This is a genomic window from Pseudanabaena sp. FACHB-2040 (assembly GCF_014696715.1).
Classification (GTDB): domain Bacteria; phylum Cyanobacteriota; class Cyanobacteriia; order Phormidesmidales; family Phormidesmidaceae; genus JACVSF01.
Genome location: NZ_JACJQO010000005.1, coordinates 1,208,490 through 1,232,051, shown reverse-complemented (window position 1 = coordinate 1,232,051; position 23,562 = coordinate 1,208,490). Strand labels below are relative to the sequence as shown.

The 23,562-nt window shown below is 55.1% G+C and carries 26 protein-coding genes; 13 read left to right on the top strand and 13 right to left on the bottom strand.

Translation table 11 applies throughout. From position 1 onward, the window contains the following. Window positions 1–2 precede the first annotated feature (2 nt). Window positions 3–551: an NAD(P)H-quinone oxidoreductase subunit J gene (locus H6G13_RS09165; protein WP_190482809.1), complete on the top strand. Its 549-nt coding sequence runs from the start codon at window positions 3–5 to the stop codon at window positions 549–551. A gap of 105 nt (window positions 552–656) precedes the next feature. Here H6G13_RS09165 and H6G13_RS09160 read toward each other — a convergent pair whose 3' ends face one another. The 3 genes from H6G13_RS09160 to H6G13_RS09150 form a co-directional block, all read right to left on the bottom strand. Continuing rightward, the gene (locus H6G13_RS09160) at window positions 657–1,175 is read right to left on the bottom strand and encodes a molybdenum cofactor biosynthesis protein B (RefSeq protein ID WP_190482808.1); all 519 of its coding nucleotides are present in this window, start codon (window positions 1,173–1,175) and stop codon (window positions 657–659) included. Window positions 1,176–1,184: 9 nt separating this feature from the next. Continuing rightward, a complete protein-coding gene (gene psb28 / locus H6G13_RS09155; protein ID WP_190482807.1) occupies window positions 1,185–1,517 on the bottom strand; it encodes a photosystem II reaction center protein Psb28 in 333 nt (110 codons plus the stop codon). An 86-nt stretch (window positions 1,518–1,603) separates the two neighbouring features. After that, a complete protein-coding gene (locus H6G13_RS09150; RefSeq protein ID WP_190482806.1) occupies window positions 1,604–3,784 on the bottom strand; it encodes an S-layer homology domain-containing protein in 2,181 nt (726 codons plus the stop codon). A 153-nt stretch (window positions 3,785–3,937) separates the two neighbouring features. Here H6G13_RS09150 and H6G13_RS09145 point away from each other — a divergent pair, with 153 nt between their 5' ends. The 4 genes from H6G13_RS09145 (at window position 3,938) to H6G13_RS09130 (ending at window position 6,384) form a co-directional block, all read left to right on the top strand. Continuing rightward, entirely contained in the window at window positions 3,938–4,291 is a 354-nt protein-coding gene (locus H6G13_RS09145; RefSeq protein ID WP_190482805.1) for a hypothetical protein, read from the top strand. Between the two features lie 108 nt (window positions 4,292–4,399). Further along, window positions 4,400–4,735, top strand: a complete 336-nt coding sequence (locus H6G13_RS09140) for a YtxH domain-containing protein (RefSeq protein ID WP_190482804.1) — start codon at window positions 4,400–4,402, stop codon at window positions 4,733–4,735. A gap of 21 nt (window positions 4,736–4,756) precedes the next feature. Next, complete coding sequence (locus tag H6G13_RS28630) at window positions 4,757–5,428, top strand: DUF948 domain-containing protein (protein ID WP_347277445.1); 672 nt, start codon at window positions 4,757–4,759, stop codon at window positions 5,426–5,428. 191 nt (window positions 5,429–5,619) lie between these two features. Further along, on the top strand, window positions 5,620–6,384 hold the full coding sequence (locus H6G13_RS09130; RefSeq protein ID WP_190482960.1) for a TPM domain-containing protein: 765 nt from the start codon (window positions 5,620–5,622) through the stop codon (window positions 6,382–6,384). 287 nt (window positions 6,385–6,671) lie between these two features. On the opposite strand, the gene H6G13_RS09125 is transcribed toward H6G13_RS09130, so the two are convergent. The 3 genes from H6G13_RS09125 to miaA form a co-directional block, all read right to left on the bottom strand. After that, window positions 6,672–7,871, bottom strand: coding sequence for an FAD-dependent oxidoreductase (locus H6G13_RS09125; protein WP_190482803.1), 1,200 nt, complete (start codon window positions 7,869–7,871; stop codon window positions 6,672–6,674). A gap of 186 nt (window positions 7,872–8,057) precedes the next feature. Further along, a complete protein-coding gene (locus tag H6G13_RS09120; RefSeq protein WP_190482802.1) occupies window positions 8,058–9,230 on the bottom strand; it encodes a GNAT family N-acetyltransferase in 1,173 nt (390 codons plus the stop codon). A 273-nt stretch (window positions 9,231–9,503) separates the two neighbouring features. Further along, window positions 9,504–10,502 (bottom strand): tRNA (adenosine(37)-N6)-dimethylallyltransferase MiaA, encoded by a 999-nt coding sequence (gene miaA, locus H6G13_RS09115; protein ID WP_190482801.1) that lies wholly within the window; start codon window positions 10,500–10,502, stop codon window positions 9,504–9,506. 106 nt (window positions 10,503–10,608) lie between these two features. On the opposite strand from miaA, the gene gyrB reads away from it, so the two are divergent. Next, a complete protein-coding gene (gyrB, locus tag H6G13_RS09110; RefSeq protein ID WP_190482800.1) occupies window positions 10,609–12,549 on the top strand; it encodes a DNA topoisomerase (ATP-hydrolyzing) subunit B in 1,941 nt (646 codons plus the stop codon). Between the two features lie 380 nt (window positions 12,550–12,929). Further along, window positions 12,930–13,646 carry a heme oxygenase (biliverdin-producing) gene (locus H6G13_RS09105; RefSeq protein ID WP_190482799.1) on the top strand — a complete coding sequence of 239 codons (717 nt, stop codon included), beginning with the start codon at window positions 12,930–12,932 and terminating at the stop codon, window positions 13,644–13,646. Window positions 13,647–13,789: 143 nt separating this feature from the next. Here H6G13_RS09105 and H6G13_RS09100 read toward each other — a convergent pair whose 3' ends face one another. From H6G13_RS09100 to H6G13_RS09080, 5 genes are all read right to left on the bottom strand, one after another. Next, window positions 13,790–14,326: a DoxX family protein gene (locus tag H6G13_RS09100; protein WP_190482798.1), complete on the bottom strand. Its 537-nt coding sequence runs from the start codon at window positions 14,324–14,326 to the stop codon at window positions 13,790–13,792. A 409-nt stretch (window positions 14,327–14,735) separates the two neighbouring features. Beyond that, on the bottom strand, window positions 14,736–15,305 hold the full coding sequence (locus H6G13_RS09095) for a DUF4333 domain-containing protein (RefSeq protein ID WP_190482797.1): 570 nt from the start codon (window positions 15,303–15,305) through the stop codon (window positions 14,736–14,738). A gap of 99 nt (window positions 15,306–15,404) precedes the next feature. Beyond that, a complete protein-coding gene (locus H6G13_RS09090; RefSeq protein WP_190482796.1) occupies window positions 15,405–15,581 on the bottom strand; it encodes a hypothetical protein in 177 nt (58 codons plus the stop codon). Continuing rightward, window positions 15,572–15,835, bottom strand: a complete 264-nt coding sequence (locus H6G13_RS09085; protein ID WP_190482795.1) for a hypothetical protein — start codon at window positions 15,833–15,835, stop codon at window positions 15,572–15,574. Before H6G13_RS09085 ends, H6G13_RS09090 begins: the two co-directional genes overlap by 10 nt. A 35-nt stretch (window positions 15,836–15,870) precedes the next feature. Next, window positions 15,871–17,205 (bottom strand): TrkH family potassium uptake protein, encoded by a 1,335-nt coding sequence (locus H6G13_RS09080; protein WP_190482794.1) that lies wholly within the window; start codon window positions 17,203–17,205, stop codon window positions 15,871–15,873. A 118-nt stretch (window positions 17,206–17,323) separates the two neighbouring features. Between H6G13_RS09080 and H6G13_RS09075 the strand changes: the two genes are divergently transcribed. Next, on the top strand, window positions 17,324–18,172 hold the full coding sequence (locus tag H6G13_RS09075) for a methyltransferase domain-containing protein (RefSeq protein WP_190482793.1): 849 nt from the start codon (window positions 17,324–17,326) through the stop codon (window positions 18,170–18,172). An 89-nt stretch (window positions 18,173–18,261) separates the two neighbouring features. Here H6G13_RS09075 and H6G13_RS09070 read toward each other — a convergent pair whose 3' ends face one another. Then, window positions 18,262–19,608, bottom strand: coding sequence for a DUF3747 domain-containing protein (locus tag H6G13_RS09070; RefSeq protein WP_190482792.1), 1,347 nt, complete (start codon window positions 19,606–19,608; stop codon window positions 18,262–18,264). A gap of 457 nt (window positions 19,609–20,065) precedes the next feature. Here H6G13_RS09070 and H6G13_RS09065 point away from each other — a divergent pair, with 457 nt between their 5' ends. Then, on the top strand, window positions 20,066–20,659 hold the full coding sequence (locus H6G13_RS09065) for a pentapeptide repeat-containing protein (protein ID WP_190482791.1): 594 nt from the start codon (window positions 20,066–20,068) through the stop codon (window positions 20,657–20,659). Window positions 20,660–20,698: 39 nt separating this feature from the next. Here H6G13_RS09065 and H6G13_RS09060 read toward each other — a convergent pair whose 3' ends face one another. Further along, a complete protein-coding gene (locus H6G13_RS09060; RefSeq protein ID WP_190482790.1) occupies window positions 20,699–21,055 on the bottom strand; it encodes a hypothetical protein in 357 nt (118 codons plus the stop codon). Window positions 21,056–21,100: 45 nt separating this feature from the next. Here H6G13_RS09060 and H6G13_RS09055 point away from each other — a divergent pair, with 45 nt between their 5' ends. From H6G13_RS09055 to mutY, 4 genes are all read left to right on the top strand, one after another. After that, complete coding sequence (locus H6G13_RS09055) at window positions 21,101–21,379, top strand: DUF2470 domain-containing protein (protein ID WP_190482789.1); 279 nt, start codon at window positions 21,101–21,103, stop codon at window positions 21,377–21,379. 34 nt (window positions 21,380–21,413) lie between these two features. After that, the gene (locus H6G13_RS09050) at window positions 21,414–21,656 is read left to right on the top strand and encodes a 2Fe-2S iron-sulfur cluster-binding protein (protein WP_190482788.1); all 243 of its coding nucleotides are present in this window, start codon (window positions 21,414–21,416) and stop codon (window positions 21,654–21,656) included. A 266-nt stretch (window positions 21,657–21,922) separates the two neighbouring features. Further along, window positions 21,923–22,285 carry a DUF760 domain-containing protein gene (locus tag H6G13_RS09045; protein ID WP_190482787.1) on the top strand — a complete coding sequence of 121 codons (363 nt, stop codon included), beginning with the start codon at window positions 21,923–21,925 and terminating at the stop codon, window positions 22,283–22,285. A 149-nt stretch (window positions 22,286–22,434) separates the two neighbouring features. After that, window positions 22,435–23,508 carry an A/G-specific adenine glycosylase gene (mutY, locus tag H6G13_RS09040; protein WP_190482959.1) on the top strand — a complete coding sequence of 358 codons (1,074 nt, stop codon included), beginning with the start codon at window positions 22,435–22,437 and terminating at the stop codon, window positions 23,506–23,508. The last annotated feature ends 54 nt before the right edge of the window (window positions 23,509–23,562 follow it).

Sequence of the window (23,562 nt, the reverse complement as noted above, 5' to 3'; positions counted from 1 at the left end):
GCATGGCTGAAGAAGAAAACAAGTCTACAGAATCGGCTGAATCGGTTGAATCGGTTGAAATCGCCTCTATTGTTGAACCAGGGGCGGTTTCTAGCTGGCTGACTGAGAATGGCTTTGGCCACGACATCATGGAGCGCGACCATTCGGGCGTAGAAATGCTCAAGGTCGAGGCTGAGTTTTTAGTCCCTATCTGCACAGCTCTGTATGCCTACGGGTTTAACTATTTGCAGTGCCAGGGAGCCTATGATACGGGGCCTGGTGGAGATCTAGTCAGCTTTTACCACCTGATTAAGCTGGCAGACGATGCCGACCGGCCTGAAGAGGTGCGGGTCAAGGTCTTTTTGCCGCGCGATAATCCACGGGTGCCTTCGGTCTACTGGATCTGGAAATCTGCTGACTGGCAGGAGCGCGAAAGCTACGACATGTACGGCATCCTCTACGAGGGGCACCCCAATCTGAAGCGTCTGCTGATGCCAGAAGACTGGGTTGGCTGGCCGCTGCGTAAGGACTACATTTCGCCCGATTTCTATGAGCTACAGGACGCTTACTAGTGGCCTGCCACGTTTTGAGATGACCCACTACTCATGCTAATCAGGTAAGCGGTGCAGCATTTTGCTGTGCCGCTTGCTGTTGAGACCATGAGAGCCGGAATGATTCTAGGGGTTTGCCTGATTGGGTTTATTCACTAACCGGGTGAGGTGAACCAATTCGGGCAAAATTAGGGCTTCCATCGCTAGCTTGACTGCTTTGCTAGAGCCAGGAAGGGAGAAAATTAGGGTGGACTGGTAGATGCCAGCCGTAGCGCGAGATGCGATCGCACGTGAGCCTATCTCCTGGTAGCTCAAGTAGCGAAAAATCTCGCCAAAGCCCGGCAGTTCTTTTTCCAGCAAGGCTGCGATCGCATCATAGGTGGTGTCGCGGGGGGCAATGCCGGTACCGCCGCTGCAGATGACTGCCTGAATCTGGGGCTGCAGGCAATAGGCCGAGAGTAGCGCCCGGATCTGATTGGGCTCGTCTGGCAGAATTTGATAATCCCCCACTCGATGTCCGGCCTCGGTCAGCAGCTTTTGCATCAGTTGACCGCTACTGTCAGTAGCAGCAGTGCGAGTATCACTGAGCGTGACAACGGCGCAGGCAACCGGCTGGTTAAGTGTATCGGGGTGGGGGACTGTCATGGGAGGGGGTTAGCTCTTGGTGAAGCCCAATCCGTTTTGTTCGGCGTAGCGGTTCATGAAGCGCATAAACCGCTCCCATTCCTCAACGCTCTTGATGATGTATCGAGCTTCGATGCCAGCAGGCTCCCCGTTGACGAATTTGCCGTTGACGTCTCGGCTGACCAGTTCGCCTTCCTCATCGACCAGATACATCCCCGTAATCTCGATGCCTTCCTGAGACAGGGCTTTGGGGTAGTCGAAGTAAAAGGTGGCTGTCCCGTTGGTGCCATCTTTAGCGCGGGTCATCTTAACATCGGGGATAACTTCTTCAGCGATCCCACGGGCAAATTGAATTTCGGCCATACCAATTTTTCCTATTGAAGCATTAAGAGATTAAACATATATTGTTACATTTTATCGGTCAGGGAAAAATGGCGAATTGCGCTTACCTAGACTTTGACGATGTACTGGCTAGTGATTGCCGGTAGTCGCTGCTGTACCACCAGGGCTTGATAGACGGCAGCAGCAATGTCAGCTCGGCTGGCTACCTGGTTGGGGCGGAGCTGCTGCAGGTCGGGCGCATTGACCACTAGGCCCAGCTGGGTCGCCTTGGCAACGGCATTGAGGGCATAGGCTGGGATGGTTTGGCTATCAACAAAGCGACTGAGCAGGCTAGGATTGCTCGGCTGCTCTGCCAGTAGCGCCAGGCCGTTGACCAGCGACACCCAGGCCTGCACCCGCAGCAGAGAATGGTCAGGGGCAAAGGTATAGTCTGGAAACCCCGATAGAAAACCGGCCCGGTAGGCCATCTGAATCGCATCGGCCGCCCAGAAGTTAGGCGGCACGTCCACGAAGCTAGTAGGGGGCTGTTTGGGCTGGGGCTGAAATGCTCTGGCTAGCAGAGCCGCGTACTGAGCCCGCGTCATGGCAGCATTAGGGGCAAACTGGCCGGCTTCTAGGCCGCTGATCAGCTGATGCTGAGCTAGTCCTTCGATGAAGGGCCTAGCCCAGTGACCTGACAGGTCACTAAATCCAGGTGCGGAGTCGCTGAGCCGGGGAATCAGCCCAGATTCGATGACGGGGGCTTTGTTCTGGTAGACCAGCCCCTGATAGACCAGAGTAGCCACTTCGGCACGGGTGAGGGCGGCCAGGGGGCGGAGCTGGTTAGGGTCAGGAAAATTGAGAATGAGCCGATTTTGCGTGGCGGCAGCAGTGGCTGAGACGGCATAGCTAGGAATTTGCGCCCGATCTCGGTAGACCACTAGGCTGCTGGCAGGTCCAGTGGGTAGGCCCAGGCCGTTTGCGATCGCAACAATCCCCTGAATTCGGCTGATCGTCTCATTGGGGCGAAAGGTTTGGTCTGGAAAGCCGCTGAGAAACCCCTGTCGCTGGGCTTTTGCGATCGCGCCTTGAGCCCAAAAACCGGTCCCCACATCGACAAATCGAACGGCAGGTTTGCTCTCAGGCACCGCTGGAAAGCTAGACACCATGAGTGCGGCAAATTCAGCCCGCGTCACCGCTCGGTTAGGCTGAAAGCTGCCGTCTTCTAGTCCCCGAACCAGTCCTCTTGCTGCCAGCGCCTCTACGTAAGCAGCGGCCCAGTGCCCGACCATATCCCTAAAGCGGCTAGTCGCTCCACTAGAAACGGGTGGCTGCAGCACTGTGCTGCCTGGCGTGGGTTGGCCTCCTGGGGCAGGCTGGCCGACCTGAGTGCTGCCAATTAGAACCGGCGGCACCGCTCCCACCTCGGGAACCTGGCTAGCCCCTAGAGAAATTGGCCCTTTTAGCTGCTGTGGCAAGACATCGTTCCCCACAGAAATCAAGGCTCGACCGGTTTCATTCAGCACGTCGGCCTCGGTGTTGTAGCGCATCACGTTGCCCCCCGGATCTTGGGGCTGGCCGAGATCTGGCCAGGCTGTCTGCTGTACCAGCAGCCCAACGGACTGGTTCTGCGCCAGCTGGTTGCGCCGCAGTACGGGCCGGGCTGTCTTGAAGATACCGATGCCGACCCGGTTGTTGACACACTGGCTCTCGCTCACTAGGGGAGCCGCTTCGTCTTGGATGGCAATGCCGTAGCCACACCGCCGCAGGCCGCAGCGCCGCACCTCCCCCTTGGCTCGCTGGCTAAACAAAATGCCGTTGCTGCCGATGCTCTCAATTTGGCAGTCGAGAATAGCGGGCATGGCCGCACCTGCGATCGCAATACCATCTTGGCTGCACTGGAGAATCTGACTGGCCCGCACCAAAGGCCGCCCCATCTCAATGCCAATGCCAACGCCCTGGGGGTTGGTAATGGTCACGCCTCGCACCTGGGCCTCGCCCTGCAGCACCAGCGTGAAGCTACGTTCTCCCAGCTGGCTGCCTCGAAAAGGGCCTCCTCCTCGGATAATGACCGCCTTGCCCTGATTAGCTTCATCGCCGCTGAGCAGGGTGTTAGCGGGTAAAACCAGGGGGAAACTCTCACCGCTCTCTTGGGTGTAGGTGCCCGGAGCCAGCTGGATCAGGGTATTTCCGCTGGCCTGCCGCAGCGCTGCTGTGAGGGTTTTGAAGGGGCCGGTGGCTGCTCCCTGCGGCGGGTCTTGGCCGCTGCGGGGGTCAACCTGGAGGACTTGGGAGACGGTTTGAACCATGCCTTAACCCTAACTAGGGTTTATGAACGACAGTGAGCTGAGATTACAGATATGATTTAGCCACATCAAAGTGCTTGGTGGCCCTGCTCAATGTGAGATCTTGCACAAAGCTGTTGGGGCGAAAAGTTGCCTGGTGACTAGGGAGTCAGCTCTGTGGTTGCAGTTGTTGTCAGCATCAATATCTTAGTTTCCCTGCTGGGTTTCTACACGGCTTGGCGCATCTGGTGCTGGCGCGCTAGTCTGGCCCAGATGGCGGATGCGCTGGCTGCCTGGGAACGCCAGAGCCACCGTCTGCTGCACGCTGAAACCACCCCGGAACTAATTTTGGTGGGGCAGCGAGGGGCTGCCGAGCTGCGATCGCACTACAGTCAGCTACAGCGGCAAATCAGCCAGCTACAGCAGCTAATAGCGCTGGTAGGGCTGCTCCCGCTGGGATGGCGGTGGGTGCGGCGCAAACCAGAGAGTGGCTTTAGGCAGGGCCGTAAACGCCGCTTTTTTCGCCGGTAATGGCGCTATGGTTTAAAGAAGTTTGCGCTCAAAGCAACTTTGCTCTTGAAGCAACGGTGTAGAAACTAGAAACAGTGTGGTGTCGTCAAGGCTGGCTGGGAGAGACATATGTCAGGCAAATCAGGCTCGTTTTTGGGCGGTGTGATGATTGGGGCCGCAATTGGAGCGGTGACTGGGCTGTTGGTAGCTCCCCGAACGGGTCGGGAAACGCGGCAGATCTTAAAGAAGTCAGCAGATGCGCTGCCAGAACTGGTCGAAGACCTCTCGACTTCGGTGCAGCTGCAGGCTGACCGACTGTCTGAGACAGCCCTAAGTAACTGGGAGCAGACCCTCAATCGTCTACGCGAGGCCATTGCAGCGGGCCAAGTCGCTAGCCAGCGGGAATACGAAACCCTCTCCCGTCAGCCCCGCTCTGTAGGGGTGGGCAAGTCCACAGCTGAGTAGTGTTTCCCTAATCTTTTTCCTGTGTTTGATCCTCTCTTCTGGCTGGCACTGTCTCTCCTGCTGGTAGCCGTGAGTCTGACAGCAGTGCTGATGGCGGCAGTGCCAGCGCTGCGTGAATTAGGGCGGGCCTCACGCAGCGCGGAGAAACTGTTTGACACGCTTAATCGGGAACTACCGCCTACCCTAGAGGCCATTCGGCTGACCGGGCTGGAGCTTACAGAGCTGACTGATGAGGTGAGTGAAGGGGTCAATCAGGCGGGCAAAGTTATTCAGCAGGTCGATCAGAGCGTGAGCTCGGCTCGGCATCAGGCCCAGCAGCTACAGGTAGGCACTCAGAGCCTCATGGCTGGGGTTAAAGCCGCCTGGCAAGCCTGGCAGCGTCCACCTGCTACCAAGAAATATTCGCCGCAGGGGCGTAATTTGCGATCGCGTCCCCCCGCCATCACTTCAGATCGGCCTGCCCCATCCCGCACTCGCAAAGGAAATGGCAGCAGTCCTGAGTTGAGATCGCTCCAGGGCTCTGCTCCATCAGCCCCCAAGTCCCGGCTCCCAGCAACCGATCGTAGAGCGCGGCCAGCGCCCACGCCGACCCAGCAAAAACTGCCCCAAGCCTCTATGCCAGAGGAGTTGATAGACCCCTCTAATCTGAGCCAGCCTACAGAGCCAGGCCATGAAATTGCTGACGTTGATTGACGGTTTCTTTCATCCGTCCATATTATTAGAATTAAGTAAACAACTGTAACAAAGTTGAACGAGGCCCAGAGGCAGCCGCCAATTGTGTCTGCTGTCGGTTTGGGCACTCGTTTTTAGCCCTATTAAGAGTGCGATCCGCTATGCCTCACTCCTCTATAAGATCTCTTGCCAAAGTCACCGTTCAGGTGGCAATGGTGTGTTTGGTGTTTCTTGCCTCCTGGGGAGTCATGCCAGCGGCCCATGCCTACGACAACCCGGATCTGCTGCCAGACGAGCCCACCTCGATTATTGATCTGGCCAAGTCCCTGACCGAGGTGCAGGAAGGCACGCTGAACGACCGCTTATCTCAGTTAGAGCAAGAGACTGGATGGAAGCTGCGCGTGCTTACCCAGTACGACCGCACCCCTGGTCGAGCCGTAAAAGACTTTTGGGGCCTAGATGACCACAGCATCATGCTAGTGGCCGATCCGCGAGGCGGTAACCTCCTTAACTTCAGCGTGGGAGATGCCGTATACGACCTGCTGCCCCGCACCTTCTGGATTGAACTGCAAACTCGCTACGGCAACCAATTTTTTGTTCGAGAAAACGGTGAAGACAACTCTATTCTCGAAGCCCTCGGCTCCATTGAGCAGTGCCTGCGCCAAGGCGGCTGTCAGGTCGTCCCCGGCCTGCCCCAAGAACAGTGGATTTTGACGCTGATTACTTCTGTTGTAGGTGGGGTGGTTTGTGGCTTTGCGGCCCATCCCCGCAAGGAAGGTCAGGCCTTTGCCTGGCAGTGGGCGCTGATCTTCTCGCCGCTATGGGGCATTCTCTTCATTGCCTTTGGGATTGGTCCCGTCGTCACCCGCACCCATGATCTGCTGCCGCTGATCCGCAACTGTGCAGGATTTGCCATTGGCCTTTTGGTTGCTTACCTTACCCCAACCTTGAATAAATCTTCAACCTCTGAAACCTAATGGTTTGATAGTCGAGATTGACGATTTTTGAGAGACGCGGGAACGCGGAGAGTAGAGACGCGGTGGAAAGCAGGTTGCCTATCTTCCACTGCGTCTCCGCTTTCTATCAGTTCGCTAAAGTTTGCCTACAGAGACGCCTATCTATACCAATTCTCTAGATAGCCGCTACTCATCCACCCATCCACTCTCCCACCCCCATCTGCAGCACTTTTTTCTGGAACTGGCATTAGAGGCACAGGGGGCTGTGCCCAGGGCAGCGTCTTTTTAAGGAGAGGGTATTACCTGGGTTAACTGCCGACTGAGGCGGCGGCTTTTTCACCCAGCAGCTGGTTTTTGAGGAAACGGTCGTAGCTGAAGGGGGCAATGGTGGCAGGAACGCTGCCAGTGGCTACCAGTTCGGCCATGTTATAGCCGCTGGCTGGGGCTGCCTTAAAGCCCCAGGTGCCCCAGCCGCAGGTAATGTAGAAGTTTTGGTAGGCATCGATAGGCGAGAGGATGGGCGCATAGTCTGGAGTCATATCGCACATCCCGGCCCACTGCCGCTGCACCTTGATGTTGTGCAGCATCGGGAATAGCTCCAGCACGTGCATTGCATAGCTCTCCAGCACATCTAGTGTGGAGCGGAGGGAATATTGGGGGAAACTATCGACGGCACCACCACAAACTAGTTCACCGCGATCGCTCTGGCTCAAGTAGATATGCAGCGTTGAGCTGACGACGACGTGGTGCAGCCAAGGCTTGAGCCCTTGCGTCACAAACGCCTGAAGGGGATGGGTGGCAATGGGCAGCTTAATGCCGACTAACCGACAAATTTCTGAACTCCAGCCAGCCGTTGCTGAGACAACGGCCCCACAGCCCACAGTGCCGCGATTAGTCTTGACACCGACAATGCGATCGCCCTCCGTGAGAATGTCTTCTACCTGGGTGAGTTGGTGAACGTGAACGCCATTGCGATCGGCCCCTCGGGCAAAGCCCCAAACCACCGCGTCGTGGCGGATGATGCCGCCAGGGGGATGATATAGAGCACCCAGAATCGGGTAGCGGGGCCGACTGGAAATGTCGATCTCCGGAATCATTCGCTTAATTTCTGGGGGTGTCACCATATAGCTGTCCACACCCTCGGCCTTGTTCATCTCAGCGCGGGTAGTCAGGGCCGTCATCGAAGCGGTGCTGTGGCCCAGGGTGAAGTGTCCCTGCTGACTAAACATGAGGTTGAAGTCTAGCGCCTGAGCCAGATTTTCATACAGCTTCAGGCTCTGGTTGTAGAAGCGAATGCCCTCTGCCGTGCGGTAGTTGGCCCGAAGAATGGCAGTGTTGCGGCCCGAGGCCCCAAAGCCCACGTACTTTTGCTCTAGCACCGCCACGTTGGTGATGCCGTGATGCGTGGCTAAGTAATAGGCTGTGGCCAGTCCGTGGGCACCGCCACCCACAATCACCACATCGTAGGAAGATTTGAGGTCGTGGTTTCTCCACATCTGCTCGGGCATAGGCAGCTCCACACTTGTTATGACAAGCGTAACAGTCTGGTGGGGTGAATTTGGTCGTTGGAGGCACAGATGGGAGGCGTGGAGGCACGGGGAGCAGGGGGTATAGGGAAGGTGGGGGTGATGGGGAAGGCCGGGGAACTTGAAGATTGAACTCCCCGCGTCCCCTTCCCCACGTCTCTCTGTCCTCTAGAAGAAGTCTGCCAGCCAGGGAGAAGCGCCACCAAAGGCTTGAGCGGCTAGGGAGAGTGAGGGTTCTGGGCCGTCTAAATAACCCATTTGCTGGAGTTGGTGGGGGGAAAATAGGCCGGTGTAGAGGGAGGCTAGGCCGCGAATGCTGAGTTTAAGTTCGCCTCGGCCGCCTTGGGTGATATGGCTTTGGCCCTGGTCTAGCGTCAGCAGCCAGTTACCTTGGTTCTCGGGCAGCAGGTCGTCGGTAATGGCCAAATGCAGCTCTCCTGTGAGGGATGAGGGATAGCCCCGCGCCTCTAGTGCTTCGGGTACGCAGACGATGCGGGTCATCCAGCGACTGATGCTGTGTAGTTTGGCAGTTTGCTCTGGCAGGCCCAGGGATAGCCAGTCAATTGCTCCACCAATCCACTGGATTTGCTCAATCTGGGAGCGGTGGCTAGCTAAAAAAGCCCACAGACTGGTGACGGCTTGGGGCGTTAGGGCGTTCCAGTCGAGAATTTTTAGCCGGGTGCCTGATTCGGTGCGGATCTGGGTGAAGACAAGATAGCCTTCTGGGGCTTCGGCGGGGCCGATGACGTAGCCGTAGCAACGCTGATCGGGCGGAGAGATGACCCACTGCCAGATCAAGGGATGTCGATCTAACAGTCCATTGTGGTGACGCGCCTGCTGCTGGGCCAAGGGGGCTAAGGTTGCTGGCTCTAGGGTGATGGGGGTGAGGGGTAGGGGTAACTGTTTGACGGCAATGGCAGCAGGATTAACGGTCCAGTGGCAGTAGGTGCCGCCCTGCTCGTAGCCGGCACGTCGGTAGAGCTGCTGCACTGCGGGGTAGAGCGTGGAGAGGGGCACCCGATTTTTGTGTAGCTCCAGGAGTGTTTGCTGCATCATTGCCAGAGCCGCGCCGCTGCCTCGGGCTTCGGGCGCAATGCACACGGCAGCAATGCCGCTCATGGTGACTCTTTGGCCGCCAAACCACTGGCCCATCGGCAAAATAGCAAGTCCACCGAGCAGGGCTTCTCCCTGGCGCATGATTCGCATCTGCTGGTAGCCAATGCGGGTCATGTAGCTTAGCTCGGCATCAGGATCGACCACAAAACTTTGGCCTAGCAGCTGGCTAAGGCGTTTAGCGTCTGAGTCGTCCTGCGGCAGGGTGTATTCAAAGGGGTTTGGCATGGGTGATGGTACCAATTTCAGAAAAAAGTGCTGCGGATAGGGGTGTGCGAGAGTGGATGGGTTTGAGAGTGGATGGGCAGATGAGTAGTGGCTATTTAGAAAATTGATTTCAAGAAGGCGTAGGGGACGGTTCGTCGTAATGCTGCCAAAGTAAATCTATTGGTTTCTGCAGAAGGGAAAAAGATCTTTAGTGCTCTCTTTTTGGGATGGCTTAGACACATTTTGAGTCCAGCTAGCTGTCTTATTGGGTCTACTAGCAGGACTGCTGCAGTACTAGCCTGTGATCTGTTTCAAGAAGGGGCCAATGAGGTCCCAAGCTTGCTCTATCAGATTAGGGGCATCGGCATCAAGCCAGGTCACGCTAGCTCGATTGCGAAACCAGGTGCGCTGGCGCTTGGCGAATTGGCGAGTGTTTTGGACTGTCAAAGTGACGGCTTCGGCTAAAGTAAGGTCGCCCCGAAGGTATTGGAGCATTTCGGCGTAGCCAAGGGTTTGCATGAGGGGGAGGTCGGGGCCATGTTTTTGCAGCAGCCGTTCTACCTCGGCGACAAACCCTTGGTCAAGCATGGCGTGGGTTCGGGTTTCAATCCGGTGTCTGAGGGTGTCGCTGGTTTCACAGTCTAGCCCTAGATAAAGAATGGGGTAGGTCGGGGGCTGTTCGCCCTGGAGATGGGAGATGGGCTGACCCGTAACGTAAAAGACTTCTAGAGCCCGCTGAGTTCTGACTGAGTCGTTGGCGTGGATGCGCTGGGCGGAGGGGGGATCGAGCTGCTGTAGCAAGCTGTAGCAGTGGGGCTGGCCTAGGGCAGTGAGCTGCGATCGCAACTCTATCTGCGGCGCAACCGGCGGAATTTTCAGCCCTCGCACCACAGCATCTATATAGAGACCTGTGCCGCCCACCAGCAGCGGCACACCTCCCGTCTGCTGTACCTGCTGGATCAGGCTTTGGGACGCCTGCTGATACTGGGCCAGGGTGAGCGTGGCGGTTGGTTCGCAGATATCTATTAAATAGTGAGGAGCCTGCGCCTGCTCTGCCGGAGAAGGCTTAGCCGTCCCAATATCGAATTCTTTATAGATCTGTCGGGAATCTGCACTTAGAATAGCGCTGTTTAGCCGCTGGGCCAGTGCGATCGCAAGACCCGATTTACCCGTTGCAGTAGCCCCACCGATTACAATTAAAATTGGTACAGATGAACTAATTCTGCTAGGGTCTAAAGCAGCCGGTTGAAATCGGAAAAAATTTACCTGATTGACCCTACCCTCAGACTGCATCTAGAACCGCCTCAAAACCGCGCCTGACCCGTTTGTGCTAGAATTTACTTGTGTTTTGCCCTGAAGAGTATTCAACTGGCTTCAAGCCAATATAGAGGAGCACAGAATGACAACCAACTACGGTGCAGATCAGATTCAGGTTCTGGAAGGACTTGAACCTGTTCGCAAACGTCCAGGCATGTATATCGGCAGCACTGGACCCCGTGGGCTCCATCACTTAGTTTACGAGGTTGTCGATAATTCCGTCGATGAAGCCCTGGCAGGCCACTGCACTCGCATCGATATCTCCCTCAATGCCGACGGTTCCGTTAGCGTCACTGACGACGGGCGCGGCATTCCCACTGACCTTCATCCCCGCACTGGCAAGTCAGCCCTTGAAACCGTGATGACGGTGCTGCACGCTGGCGGTAAGTTTGGCGGCGGTGGCTATAAGGTGTCTGGTGGCCTCCACGGGGTGGGCATTTCTGTGGTCAACGCCCTATCAGAATGGGTCGAAGTAACGGTCTGGCGGGAGGAGAAAGTCCACCGACAGCGCTACGAGCGGGGCGTGCCCATGAACGAGCTGCAGGTAGCACCCGATCCTGAAAATCGCCAGGGCACCTCTGTTTCGTTCAAGCCCGATGCCCAAATCTTCACGACCGACACCACCTACGACTACGATACCCTGGCAGGTCGGTTTCGTGAACTGGCCTACTTGAATGCGGGCATCAACGTCATCTTTACCGACAACCGGCTGGAACTGCTAAGGAGCCAACAGCCCCGTGTCAGCACCTTCTACTATGAGGGCGGCATCAATGAATACGTTGCCTACATCAACGTCGATAAGCAGCCTCTCCACGAAGAAATCATCCATATCTCAGCAGAGAAAGATGGGGTAATTGTCGAGGCAGCGCTGCAGTGGTGCCTCGATGCCTACTCTGACAACCTGCTGGGGTTTGCCAACAACATCCGCACCATTGATGGCGGTACCCACCTAGAAGGTCTAAAGGCGGTACTGACCCGCACCCTCAATAACTTCGCCCGCAAGCGCAATAAGCGCAAAGACGGCGAGAATAACCTGGCCGGAGAAAACATCCGGGAAGGTCTGACTGCGATTATTTCCGTGAAGGTGCCTGACCCGGAATTTGAGGGCCAGACCAAGACCAAGCTGGGCAACACCGAAGTGCGCGGCATTGTCGATTCGGTAGTGGGCGAAGCCCTGACTGAATACCTGGACTTCCACCCCAATGTGGCCGACTCCATCATTGAGAAGGCGGTGCAGGCGTTTAACGCAGCAGAGGCAGCGCGGCGAGCCCGAGAACTGGTGCGTCGTAAGTCGGTGCTAGAATCTTCTACCCTGCCGGGTAAGCTGGCCGACTGCAGCAGCCGCGACCCCTCAGAGTCCGAAATCTTCATCGTAGAGGGTGACTCAGCAGGTGGCAGTGCCAAGCAGGGACGCGATCGCAGATTCCAGGCCATCCTGCCGCTGCGAGGCAAAATCCTCAATATCGAAAAGACCGACGACGCCAAAATCTACAAAAACACCGAGATCCAGGCTCTAATTACGGCCCTGGGGTTAGGCATCAAAGGCGAAGAGTTTGACGCATCTCAGCTGCGCTACCACCGCGTGTGTCTAATGACCGACGCAGACGTGGATGGGGCCCACATTCGCACCCTGCTGCTGACCTTCTTCTACCGCTATCAGCGAGGGCTAATCGATGAGGGCTACGTCTATATCGCCTGCCCACCGCTCTACAAAGTAGAACGGGGCCGCAACCACTGGTACTGCTACAACGAACGGGAGCGGCAAAACTTGATTGAGCGCGAGTTTCCGTCTAACGCCAATTACACCGTACAGCGGTTTAAGGGTCTAGGCGAGATGATGCCGACTCAGCTTTGGGATACCACTATGAATCCCGCTACCCGCATGCTGAAGAAGGTAGAGATCGAAGACGCCGCCGAAGCCGACCGGATCTTCACGATCTTGATGGGTGATCGGGTAGCTCCCCGTCGGGAGTTTATCGAAACTCATGGCCCTCGTCTGAAGCTGCAAGATCTCGACATCTAAACTCGGCTCAATCTGGGTGTGGAGCCTGCTTGAGAAGTAGTAGAGCTTATCTGGACTCCCTCAACCTCCTCTGGGGGGTAGGGGGAGTCCTTGCTAGCCAGGCCTCATAATCTATGTGGCCAGCACTTGCGTCTGATCCAAGGTCTGACCTCGATTAAGCTATTTTTCCTTTTGCAGGGATTCTGTAGACAAAGCTAGAATTATGTAAACATCTGCCGCAAAATGGCTCTTCCGGTCGGTTGGTTTAGCCCTTTAGCGTAAGAATTTGTAATGAAAACGCTCATCAAAAGGGTCTACCTTAACAATCATGTGATTTATTAAACCGGCACTCCAAACTTTAGAGTCAAACGTTTAGAGAGACATTTAGCGAGACGTTGAGCATGAGTAGCAATCTGGCAACCAAACTCCGCGAAGGCACGAAAAAGGCCCACACGGCAGCAGAGAACATGGGCTTTGTTCGCTGCTTTCTCAGAGGCGTTGTAGAAAAAAACTCCTACCGCAAACTGGTAGCTAACTTCTACTTTGTCTATACAGCGATGGAAGAAGAACTGGAGCGCCATAAGGACCATCCAGTCATCTCCAAAGTTTACTTCCCTGAGCTGCACCGCAAAGCCACCCTGGAAGAAGACCTGACCTTTTACTTTGGTTCCAACTGGCGAGAGCAGGTTGCGCCCACAGAATTTGGTCAAGCTTACGTAGACCGCATCCGGGAAGTCTCCAATACTCAACCCGAACTGCTGGTAGGCCATTCCTACACCCGCTATATCGGCGACCTCTCTGGTGGTCAAATCCTCAAGGGCATTGCTCAACGAGCTATGAACCTATCCGAGGGCGAAGGCACTGCCTTTTATGAGTTTGCCGACATCTCTGACGAGAAAGCGTTTAAAGATAAGTACCGCCAGAACTTGGATGAGGCTCCAGTGGATGAAGCCATGGCCGATCTCATCGTTGAAGAAGCAAACGACGCGTTTGGCCTCAACATGAAGATGTTCCAAGAGCTAGAAGGCAACCTGATCAAGGCTATTGGTCAGATGCTCTTCAATACTCTAACGAGCCGTCGTCGTCGGGGCAGCACTGAGTTGGCTACAGCTGACTAAGCTGAGTTCCTCGTAAGTTTCTATTCCTATAAAAGGGGTGCAGATCTATAAGATCTGCACCCCTTTTATTATTCAGTTAGTTTCTTTGACTTTATCTGCTCACGAGCCACAAAGGACTATGACAGCGTAGCCTCTGATGAAAACTAGAGGCTGGTTTCTGGCTGACGAGCTTCTGTGCCCTGCAAGGCTTTCTCTAAACGCATGATTTGCTTAGCTCGTAGAGAGAGGGCGCTGCTGTCTAGCCAGTTGGCGATTAGTGCATCGGTTGAAAACAGCCCTGCTCCATTGACCAGGAAAAACAGGAAGCAGGAAGCGTAGATGGCTGAGAGTTCGAGGTAGGGCAGACTGAACCCGGCTACTAGGATGTGGTGATACATGGCCACGCACATTGTGGAGAACAGTCCTAGGGCGGCAGGGCGGGTAAACAGGCCGATGGCAACCAGCGGCGCGCCAATCAGCTCTGTGAAAGCAGCTACATAGCTGAAGAAGATAGGAAAGGGCAGGCCAATAAACTCGACATAGGCTTTGGAAAAGCTCTCGATATTGCCGAGCTTGTCTAGGCCGTTGTGGATCATCATGACTCCGACTACGACGCGGAGAATGGCCCAGGTCGTTTGAGAGGCAAAGTTGGGGTTGAAATTTGGCTTGAAGAGAGCAGCGAGCCGAGCAGTCGCAATCATAGAATTAGCTTTTGGGGATGGATGAATAATGGGCGGAATTATTAATTAATCTAACAAAAAATATTAATAAAAGTAAACCTGAAAAGGCTAATATTCTTGACAAGTAACCGTTCATAGGCGTTCTTTGCGATCGCAACTCTCCAGCACCAACATCCGAAAGCTTTGTGGACTAGGCGCTACCTGCCCAAAGACGCCCAAGCTACACCCCACCGTCAGCCCTGTAGCGAACCAGTGCGAAAATCGCGTTTATGAACTTAAGCCAAAGTTCGATTAAGCTTTGTTAAAAACCTTAGTTTCCTTTCCTGCCGGTTTTCTGGCCTAGATACAAAGCTGTCTCGCCCGATAAGAGCGAGACAGCTTAATTCAATCTAAAAAAACCGTGTAGCCAGCGATCTGGAAATTCAAGGCCCTAACTGGATTGCTTCAAGCTCCAGTTAAAGTGCGTGTCTTCACCTGTAGGCTCTACTACTACTGTGGCCGTCTCCTCGCCGGTGGTAACGGTGCACTCATAGAGGTGGCCCACTTCGGCAATCATTTCGCCGGGGCAGTTAATAGAGTCAAGGGTCACCTCTATCTGCTCCTCAATGCCGACCTTAAGCAGTTCCTCAACAGCAGTGTCGGTCATAGCAATTTGAGCTGTCTCCCACTCAAGGTCGGTGCCTTCGCCCGTGGGCCGAACGGTAAAGAGAATGCTCACGTCTGCGTTTTTGCCGCTGCACTCGTAAACTTCACCCGCAGTCGCCGCCATTTCCTCAGGACAGCTAATTGAGTCGAGGGCAATTTGAGTCTGCTCCTGGTAGCCCTCGGCAATTGCCTTTTCAACTGATTCCTGAGACAGGTAAACAGTAAAGGTGCAGCTTGACAGCGCCAAGGCAGAGCCAAGGGAGAGCACAATCGCTCTTGAGAGCCGACCTTTGGCTATTGCAGCAGCCTGAAGATGACTTAAGGATGGAATACCTGGGGGGAGGAAGGTACGCATGGCAGGGTTCTCCTTGTGTGATGGGGGGCGGGCGTAAGAGACCACCCTTTGCCCGTAATCCCAAAATAGGAGATGCCAACTCGCTAAACAGCTACATTTTCAGACAATGCGATCGCAGTTTTCAGCATAGTAAATCGCCATCCCATCCCCGTAGTCATTCACATACGCTTGCTTGGGCTGAGTCAAGAGCCAGCCCGCTGTTACCAGGTCGCCCACCGCCCCTGCAGCATTAACTACTAGCGCCAGCAGCAGCCCTGGCACGACCGCTAGCGGCACAGCCAGCAGCAGTGCAGCCCTGCGCCCGTAATCAGCACCAGTGGGGCCAGGGTAATGACTAGGTGCTGGTTGCGGAGAATGTACCACTTGGGGGCCGCTGCAAACGCATAGACCCCTTGAATCCAAAAGTTGCTCGGTGTAAAGAACAAGGCAGTGCCCAGGAGGTTAACGGCAATCAGCAGCGCCCGATTACTGGAGAGATCTAGCGTGCTTTGTCGCCGGTAGCTGCAGGGAAGCTTTTGGGTTGCCCGCATTGCCTCATTTTTGGGCCTCCACCGGTTCGTCTGCCCTAGCCTATCAGCACATCTTCTTCAGGATAGTGAATAACGCTGGGCTGAGGATCGCCCAAAAGAGAAGCGATCAGCAACAGCACCCCAACTCGACCTACGTACATCGTGACAATAATTAGCAGCTTTGAAACTGATGTCAGATCGGCAGTAATGCCTGTAGACATGCCGACCGTAGCAAAGGCAGAAACCGTCTCAAACAGGAGTTGAATAAACCTGAACTCTGGGTCGAACAGAGACAGCAGCGTAGTTACCGCCGTCACTACCATGAGTGAACCGAAGATCACTGCGACTGCTTTTAAGAGCCGTGAGGAGGGAATTTGTCGCTGGTAGAGAATCACCTCTTCCTTACCTCGCAACACCGTGCGGGTGCAGGTAAACAATAGCCGCAGAGTCGTCGTTTTAATGCCGCCGCCAGTGCTGGCCGGGCTAGCACCAATAAACATTAGCCCAATGACAATGAATAGAGAGGCTCCCTCCATCGCCCCGATGTCGATGGTATTGAACCCAGCAGTACGGGTAATGACGGATTGAAAGAGGGCTATCAGTAGCCGGTAGTCAGGATTAACCTCCGCTAACGTGGCCGGGTTGTAGTACTCAATGGCTAGTATGGCCAAAGTTCCCAAGATGATCAGGGTAATGGTTGTGCTGGTGACGACCTTGAAGTGAAGCGAAAACACAATGCGCTCTCGCTTACCGTGAATGCGATCGCGCATCCACATAAACCCCTCCATGATGACCTGGTAGCCAATGCCACCAAAAACAACCAGGGCAATGATGACAAAATTCACCCAGGTTGAGGTTGCATAGCGCACCAAGCTATCTTCAAATAGGCTAAATCCAGCGTTGTTGAAGGCGCTGATGCTGTGGAAAATAGAGAGCCAAATCCCAGAGCTTGGGCCGTAGTCGCGAATCATCACAGGCATCAGCAGAAAAGCCCCAGTCAGCTCAAACACTAGCGTCATGGCAATAATTGAGACCACCAGGGAGCGTGATCCGGCCAGTTCTGCCGTATCGAGGGACTGCTGGACAGCCAAGCGATCGCGTAGGCCCAACCGCCGCCCTAGCAGTAGCAGTAAAAAGGTAGTGGCAGTCATATAGCCCAGCCCACCCAGCTGGATCAGCCCCAAAATAATGCCCTGTCCTTGGGTTGAGAAGTAGGTGCCTGTATCCACCACGATCAGCCCGGTTACGCAAACAGCAGAGGTCGCCGTAAACAGAGCTACGAGGGGATCGTTCCACTGACCATCGTTGGTCGCCAGAGGTAAAAACAGAAGCAGAGTGCCCAGGACAATCATGATTAGAAAGCCCAGGCAAATAGTTCGAGAAACCGTCATGCGTATAGGCTACGGCATCGGTAGGGATAAAGGTCGGGCATCCCCTATATTTCCATGAGTTGTCTCTCCCGGCTACTATGCCCGTAGAGCTTGCAGCCCTGTCGCAGATTTCTTCTCTATGACCTCGACTTTATACCAGCAGATTCAGCAGTTTTATGATGCCTCTTCGGGCCTGTGGGAGCAGACCTGGGGAGAGCACATGCACCATGGCTACTATGGCCCTACCGGCACGATTCAGAAGCAGCGCAGACAAGCTCAGATTGATCTAAATGAAGAGTTTTTGGCTTGGGGTGAGGTGACAGCCGCTACCCAAATCCTGGATGCCGGATGTGGCATTGGCGGCAGCGCCCTATACCTGGCTGAGAAGTACCAGGCTCAGGTAATCGGGATCACCCTCAGCCCAGTGCAGGCCGAGCGGGCAACCGAACGCGCCGCTGCTGCGGGTCTGAGCACCCGGGCTACGTTTCAAGTAGCCGACGCCCAAGATACCCCCTTCGAAGACCAGCAGTTTGATCTGATCTGGTCAATGGAAAGCGGTGAACACATGCCCGATAAGGGGGCCTTTGTAAGGGAGTGCTATCGGCTGCTAAAGCCGGGGGGACGGTTCTTAATGGCGACCTGGTGCCATCGCCCGACGACCTCTCTAGCTGGAGCCTTGACCGCTGACGAGCAGCGCCTGTTAGCCGAGATCTATCGGCTCTATGCCCTGCCTTACGTGATCTCTCTACCAGAGTACGAAGCGATCGCAACTGAGTGCGGCTTTCAGCAGATCCGTACCGCAGACTGGTCCACCGCAGTTGCCCCTTTTTGGGATCGGGTAATTGAGTCGGCACTTAACTGGGATGCGATCGCAGGTCTGATAAAAGCGGGCTGGCCTACTATTCAGGGCACCTTTGCCCTCGGTCTAATGCGTCAGGGGTTCCAGCAAGGAACGATTCGCTATGGGTTGCTGACGGGAATCCGCTGAGGGGAAATATCTGCAAAAAAGGGAGCCTCACCTGAGACTCCCTGATAAACCTTAATTAAGGCTATGGCTAAGTCATAAAAGCCTGACGCTTAGACGCCCTGCCGTCTGGTAGGGCAGTCAACCCAGCGCACAACTGCGGCAGAAGCAAAGTCTCGCAATGCCTGAGTATTGGGGGCAAAGCTGCCGCCCGTTTCGTTTAGGGGCGAGGCAATACCGCAGTAAGCAGACATTTCCGTGATCGTATTGGCTGCCCAGTGACCGCTGATGTCGGTAAAGCCGACTGGAGCCTGAGTGGGGACTAAGCTTGCAGTCGGGGTGCCCGCAACTGTAGTCTGCTCAGAGAACTCGACCATGGCAGCCTTCCTCAGCATCGCTATCAGCTCGGCCCGAGTGATGTTGTCACTAGGACGGAAGCGCCCTGTTCCAAAGTCTCCTGTGATAATCTCTAGCTGCTTTGCCTGAGCAATCTTAAGGGCACTCCAGCGGTTGGTTGTCACATCTGGAAAGGGATTGGCAGTAGCCCGTTGAGGCAGGGCAGCCAGCACTGACTGCGGTGCTCTCTGCTGAAGGCCCTCCATTACGATGGAAACCGCTTGTTCGCGGGTCAAGGTGTTACGGGGTCGGAAGGATCCGTCTTCAAAGCCAGAGATTAAGTTCAGCTGAGATGCGCGAGCAATTTGAGCGGCATAGAGGTTGCCCTGAATGTCGGGGAAAGGCGCGGGAGTTGCAGGGGGACGAACTACCACAGGAGGCTGGGTGCCGGGGGTAGGAGTGGGCGCTGCCCCACCAGCATCTAGCAGCTGAGCTAGGGCAGTTTGGTTAGTGGTGTAAACGTGGCCCAACGTCTGCCCGTTGAAGGTTCGCTTGGCGAGTGACCAGCCTGGCTCCAGGTTGATCCGAGCAAAGCCGGTAGTGCTTCTGCCGTTGGTGCGGCCGATTACGAGCCGCCGTTTGTCGGGGTTGGTAGCTCTAGGTAGACCGTAGAGCACCAAGTCATTGCCACTTGGCTCCAGCTTGAACTGATAATTGGCTCCTTGATCAATCCCGTTGGTGCGGATCGAGTAGCCGTTGCTGTCAGAAACCCGACCGCAAATGCCGGTAAAGTCAAAGGTGGTCCACAGGGGATCAATCGTACCGGGGCTGGGTTCATTCCAGCAGGGACGAGCGTTGCTCTGCTGCTCAATGATAAAAAACTGGTTGGGGTTGAGCGCACTACCGGGGGCAGCCACCAGCAGCAGACGGCTCTGATCAATAACCGGTTGCTCACCAAACTGCTGAGCCTGTGCTAACAGTTGCGTGGATTGGGTTAAGCTTTGGTTAATAGTGACAGCATTATGGGAATTAGTGGTGGATGCGATCGCACTTCCCACTCCCCCAAATACCCCCAGTGCAGCAGCAGCGAGTGCAGCGACTTTCAAGTGCTTTAGCGATTTCATAAGTCACCCTTCAAAGATATCGGTAGTGTTATCCAAATTGCAGCAGCCGACCCAAACAAAACACATTAGATTGGGATCACCAGCGCTGACTTTTCTAAGAACTAATCATCCAACTGGAACAAGAACGGCAAGTGAACTGTAAATAGCTATTCACTGCCTTACTAGATAGCGAGTCTAACTCCACCCATGAAAGCTTAAACCCGTTAGCTAGCAGGCTCTAAGCCCCATTATTGTAAAAGGTAATCTTTGGCGAACACTTTACCTTCAACAAAATTCTTAGAAATTCAGTATCTCCGCTGAGGCCATGCTTTGACGGTTAAAACAGACCAGTTTACAAAGTGGACAACTGCAGTCATGATTTTCAGTTGCCACCTTGCAACTCTGTTTGACACTATGAGAGGGATTGGGCTGCGGCTTAATCATTAATTAACCACTGAGATTGCAAGGAAAGGTCATAGTGCCGCCGACTTCCCAACAGCGTTTGCAGCAGCGTTTTCTCCGGCTGGCACTGGTAGCGGCTGTGACCCTTGTCACTAAGCCTAGCTATGCCTTTGATCCGGCTGATCTGCAGACTCTAATGCAGACTCGACAATGCCTCAACTGTGATCTGCGCGATGCCGACCTGCGCCACCTAGATCTGTCTGAGGCTGACCTGCAAGGGTCTAACCTGGAAAACGCCAATTTCTTTCGCAGCCGTTTGGATGGCGCTAATTTGGCCCGCACCAACCTAAAGCGCGCCAACTTGGGCGAGGCTAGTCTCCAGGGCGCTGTGCTCAACATTGCCGACCTCAGCCGTACCAGCCTGCTGCGAGCCGACCTTACCGGAGCCTCCCTCTATGGGGCTATCATGGACTACACCTACATCGAAGGGACTCTCTTTATCGATGCCCTGCTATCTCGGGCCAGGTTGAGCCGAGCTCGTATTGTCAGCGCCGACTTTACCGGGGCAACCCTCTGCGGAGCCGAAATGTCTTACGGTGAGTACCGCCGTGACTGCCGAAGCGTGGAGAAGCTTGAAGCCGTTGAGGGTAGTGCTGACTCAGAACTGTAAGGATTTGTACTGACCTGCTTGCTGCTTCCCACTCCCTCCCTATTCATCCTGACTAACCCGCTGAGCATGCCACCAAGCCTGGGCAGATCGTTCGAGAGGGGCAGTAAACAGGGTAATGACAAAGGGCTCGGCTCGGTATCCTTGGCCGACGATTTCTACGCTGTAGGAGGGATAGCGCCGGGTAGCCAGATCGGGCACAAACCGCTTGCCGATGCGCCGCCAGCTAGGCTCTTTGCCGCGCCATTGAATGCGGCAGCAGGGCCATGGCAGCTCCTCTCGGTCAAAGAGGCGGCAGCAGGGGCCAATTACCCGATAAGTCAGGTGGGCACCGGGGCTTTGAAAGATGTGACCTGAGGGCCAAGGTTGCTCCGATTCCTGGGGCAAAGACGGTATCATCGTTAATAAAACATAATGTTTTTGAAGTAGTTTACGGGAAGAGTCATGGCTGAGCCAATTACGCCTGCGGTGAGCGATCGCATTTGCAAGCACATGAACGACGACCATGCTGACTCAATCTTGATGTACGCCCAAGTCTATGGCGGCAAGCAGGAAGCGACCTCGGCCGTAATGAACGCGATCGATGCTGAGGGCATGGATTTGACTGCTACAGTAGAAGGCTTGCCTGTGCCTGTGCGAGTTACCTTTGACCACACCTTGACCGGCGCACAAGATGCTCACCACACCCTGGTCGCCATGCTCAAACAGGACCAAGCCCACTGATTTTCTCAGATCCCAATCACGCTCGATCACGCCCATGACTGTTTCCATCCGGTTTTTACCCAACGATGTTGTCATTCAGGCAGAGGTTGGGGAACCCTTATTGCAGGTCGCAGCTCGGGCCGGGGTTTCTATTCCCACCGGCTGTCTCATGGGATCTTGCCATGCCTGTGAGGTCGAACTTGAAGATGATACAGAGCCAGTCTGTGCCTGCATCGCGGCAGTGCCATCGGGGTGTTCAACCCTAACGATCAATCTCTACGTAGATCCCACCTGGTAGCCTGCTGGCCTTGGGCTTTCTTTCAAGGAGGGTTTGCGGCCCACTATCCTTGCAGTAAGGGCTAAAGCGGCAAGGGCCAAAGCAGCTGCGGAAAGCTGGAAACCCAACTTGTATCTAAACCTGTATCTAAAAGGGTGAAACTTACCCTTCTCAAGTTCGGTTCTACCGACTCTGATCCAGCTATCGCAATTGTTACATTGATTGCATATTAAGAAGACGCAACATTCTAACTAGCACTTTGCTGCTCACCAAGAGAGGTATTGACTGTGAAGAACCTACCCGGACAAACTCCTGAATTCCTCAATAGCGGTAATAGCGGTGGCCACACCGAGTCTGCCAACGCACTCCTGCAGTATGTGCAGGCGATGGGGCCTGAGACCATTGCCCATCTCTCTCGACCGGTCTCTTCAGAAGTGATGCAGGTGATGGAGCACAACATTATTGGGCTGCTGGGTGGGCTGCCTACTCAAAATTTTGATATCAGCGTTACCACCAGCCGGGAGCACTTAGGACGCCTGTTGGCCTCTGCTATGATGAGCGGATATTTTCTGCGCGGGGCTGAGCAGCGCCTAGCCTTTGAACAGTCCATTATGTCCAACGAAACCGAATCCTCCTTTGAGGCCGAGTGAGGTCTGCTAAATCGAGCGGCGAACTTGAAGTGAAGCAGGCGGGCGATGCAGCGAAAACGAGCATCGCTTCTGCTGTATTTCCTAGCTCCCCAGCTTCCACTGACCCGACGAGTCCTCTGAGCGACTCGTCGGGTTTTGCCGTAGAGGCCTTGCGGCAGGCGCTGTTGGCTTGGTATGCCGCCCAGGGGCGCGACCTGCCCTGGCGGCGTAGCCGCGACCCCTACGCCATCTGGATTTCAGAGATCATGCTGCAGCAGACCCAGGTAAAGACGGTCATCCCCTACTACGAACGGTGGCTGCAGCAGTTTCCTACTGTCGAGGTGTTGGCGGCGGCAGAGCAGCAGACGGTGCTCAAAGCTTGGGAGGGGCTGGGCTATTATGCTCGCGCCCGTAACCTCCATCGGGCGGCTCAGGCCGTTGTGCAGCACCACGGGGGGCAGTTCCCGCAGCAGTTTGACCAGGCAATGGCTTTGCCGGGCATCGGGCGCACGACTGCAGGCGGCATTCTCAGTGCTGCCTTTAACCAACCCGTGCCGATTTTAGATGGTAATGTCAAACGGGTACTGGCCCGGTTGCTGGCCTTAGAGTTGCCGCCCAGTCAGGCGCTGGATCAGCTTTGGCAGGCTTCAGAAGCTATTCTCGATCTCCATCAGCCGCGCGATTTTAACCAGGCGCTGATGGACTTGGGTGCGACGCTTTGCACTCGACATAACCCGGCCTGTTTGCTCTGCCCCTGGCGAGAGCACTGTCGGGCTTACCTATTGAACCTACAGTCGGAGATTCCTATGACCGAGAGCCGTGGACCCTTGCCGCGCAAGCAGATTGGCGTAGCCGTGATCTGGAATGAGCAGCGCCAGATCTTGATTGATCGTCGCCGCCAAGAGGGCCTGCTGGGCGGTCTGTGGGAGTTTCCGGGAGGCAAGATCGAGCCGAATGAAACGGTAGAAGACTGCATTCGGCGGGAGATCATGGAAGAACTGGGCATCGAGATTGAGGTGGGCGAGCGGCTGATTGTGGTCGAACACGCCTACACCCACTTCAAGGTGACGCTGAACGTGCATCACTGCCGCCATCTGTCGGGGGAGCCGCAGCCGATTGAGTGCGACGAAGTGAAGTGGGTCACCTTAGATGAGATCGAGGAGTATCCTTTCCCTAAGGCTAATGTCACTATTATTGAAGCGCTCAAAGTATATGTCGGGTCTCTAGAGTCGCCGGTTAACTAGCACGCAGGCATCAGCAAATTTGCTCAATCTTGTGCTTGCTTTGGGTTTCCCCCG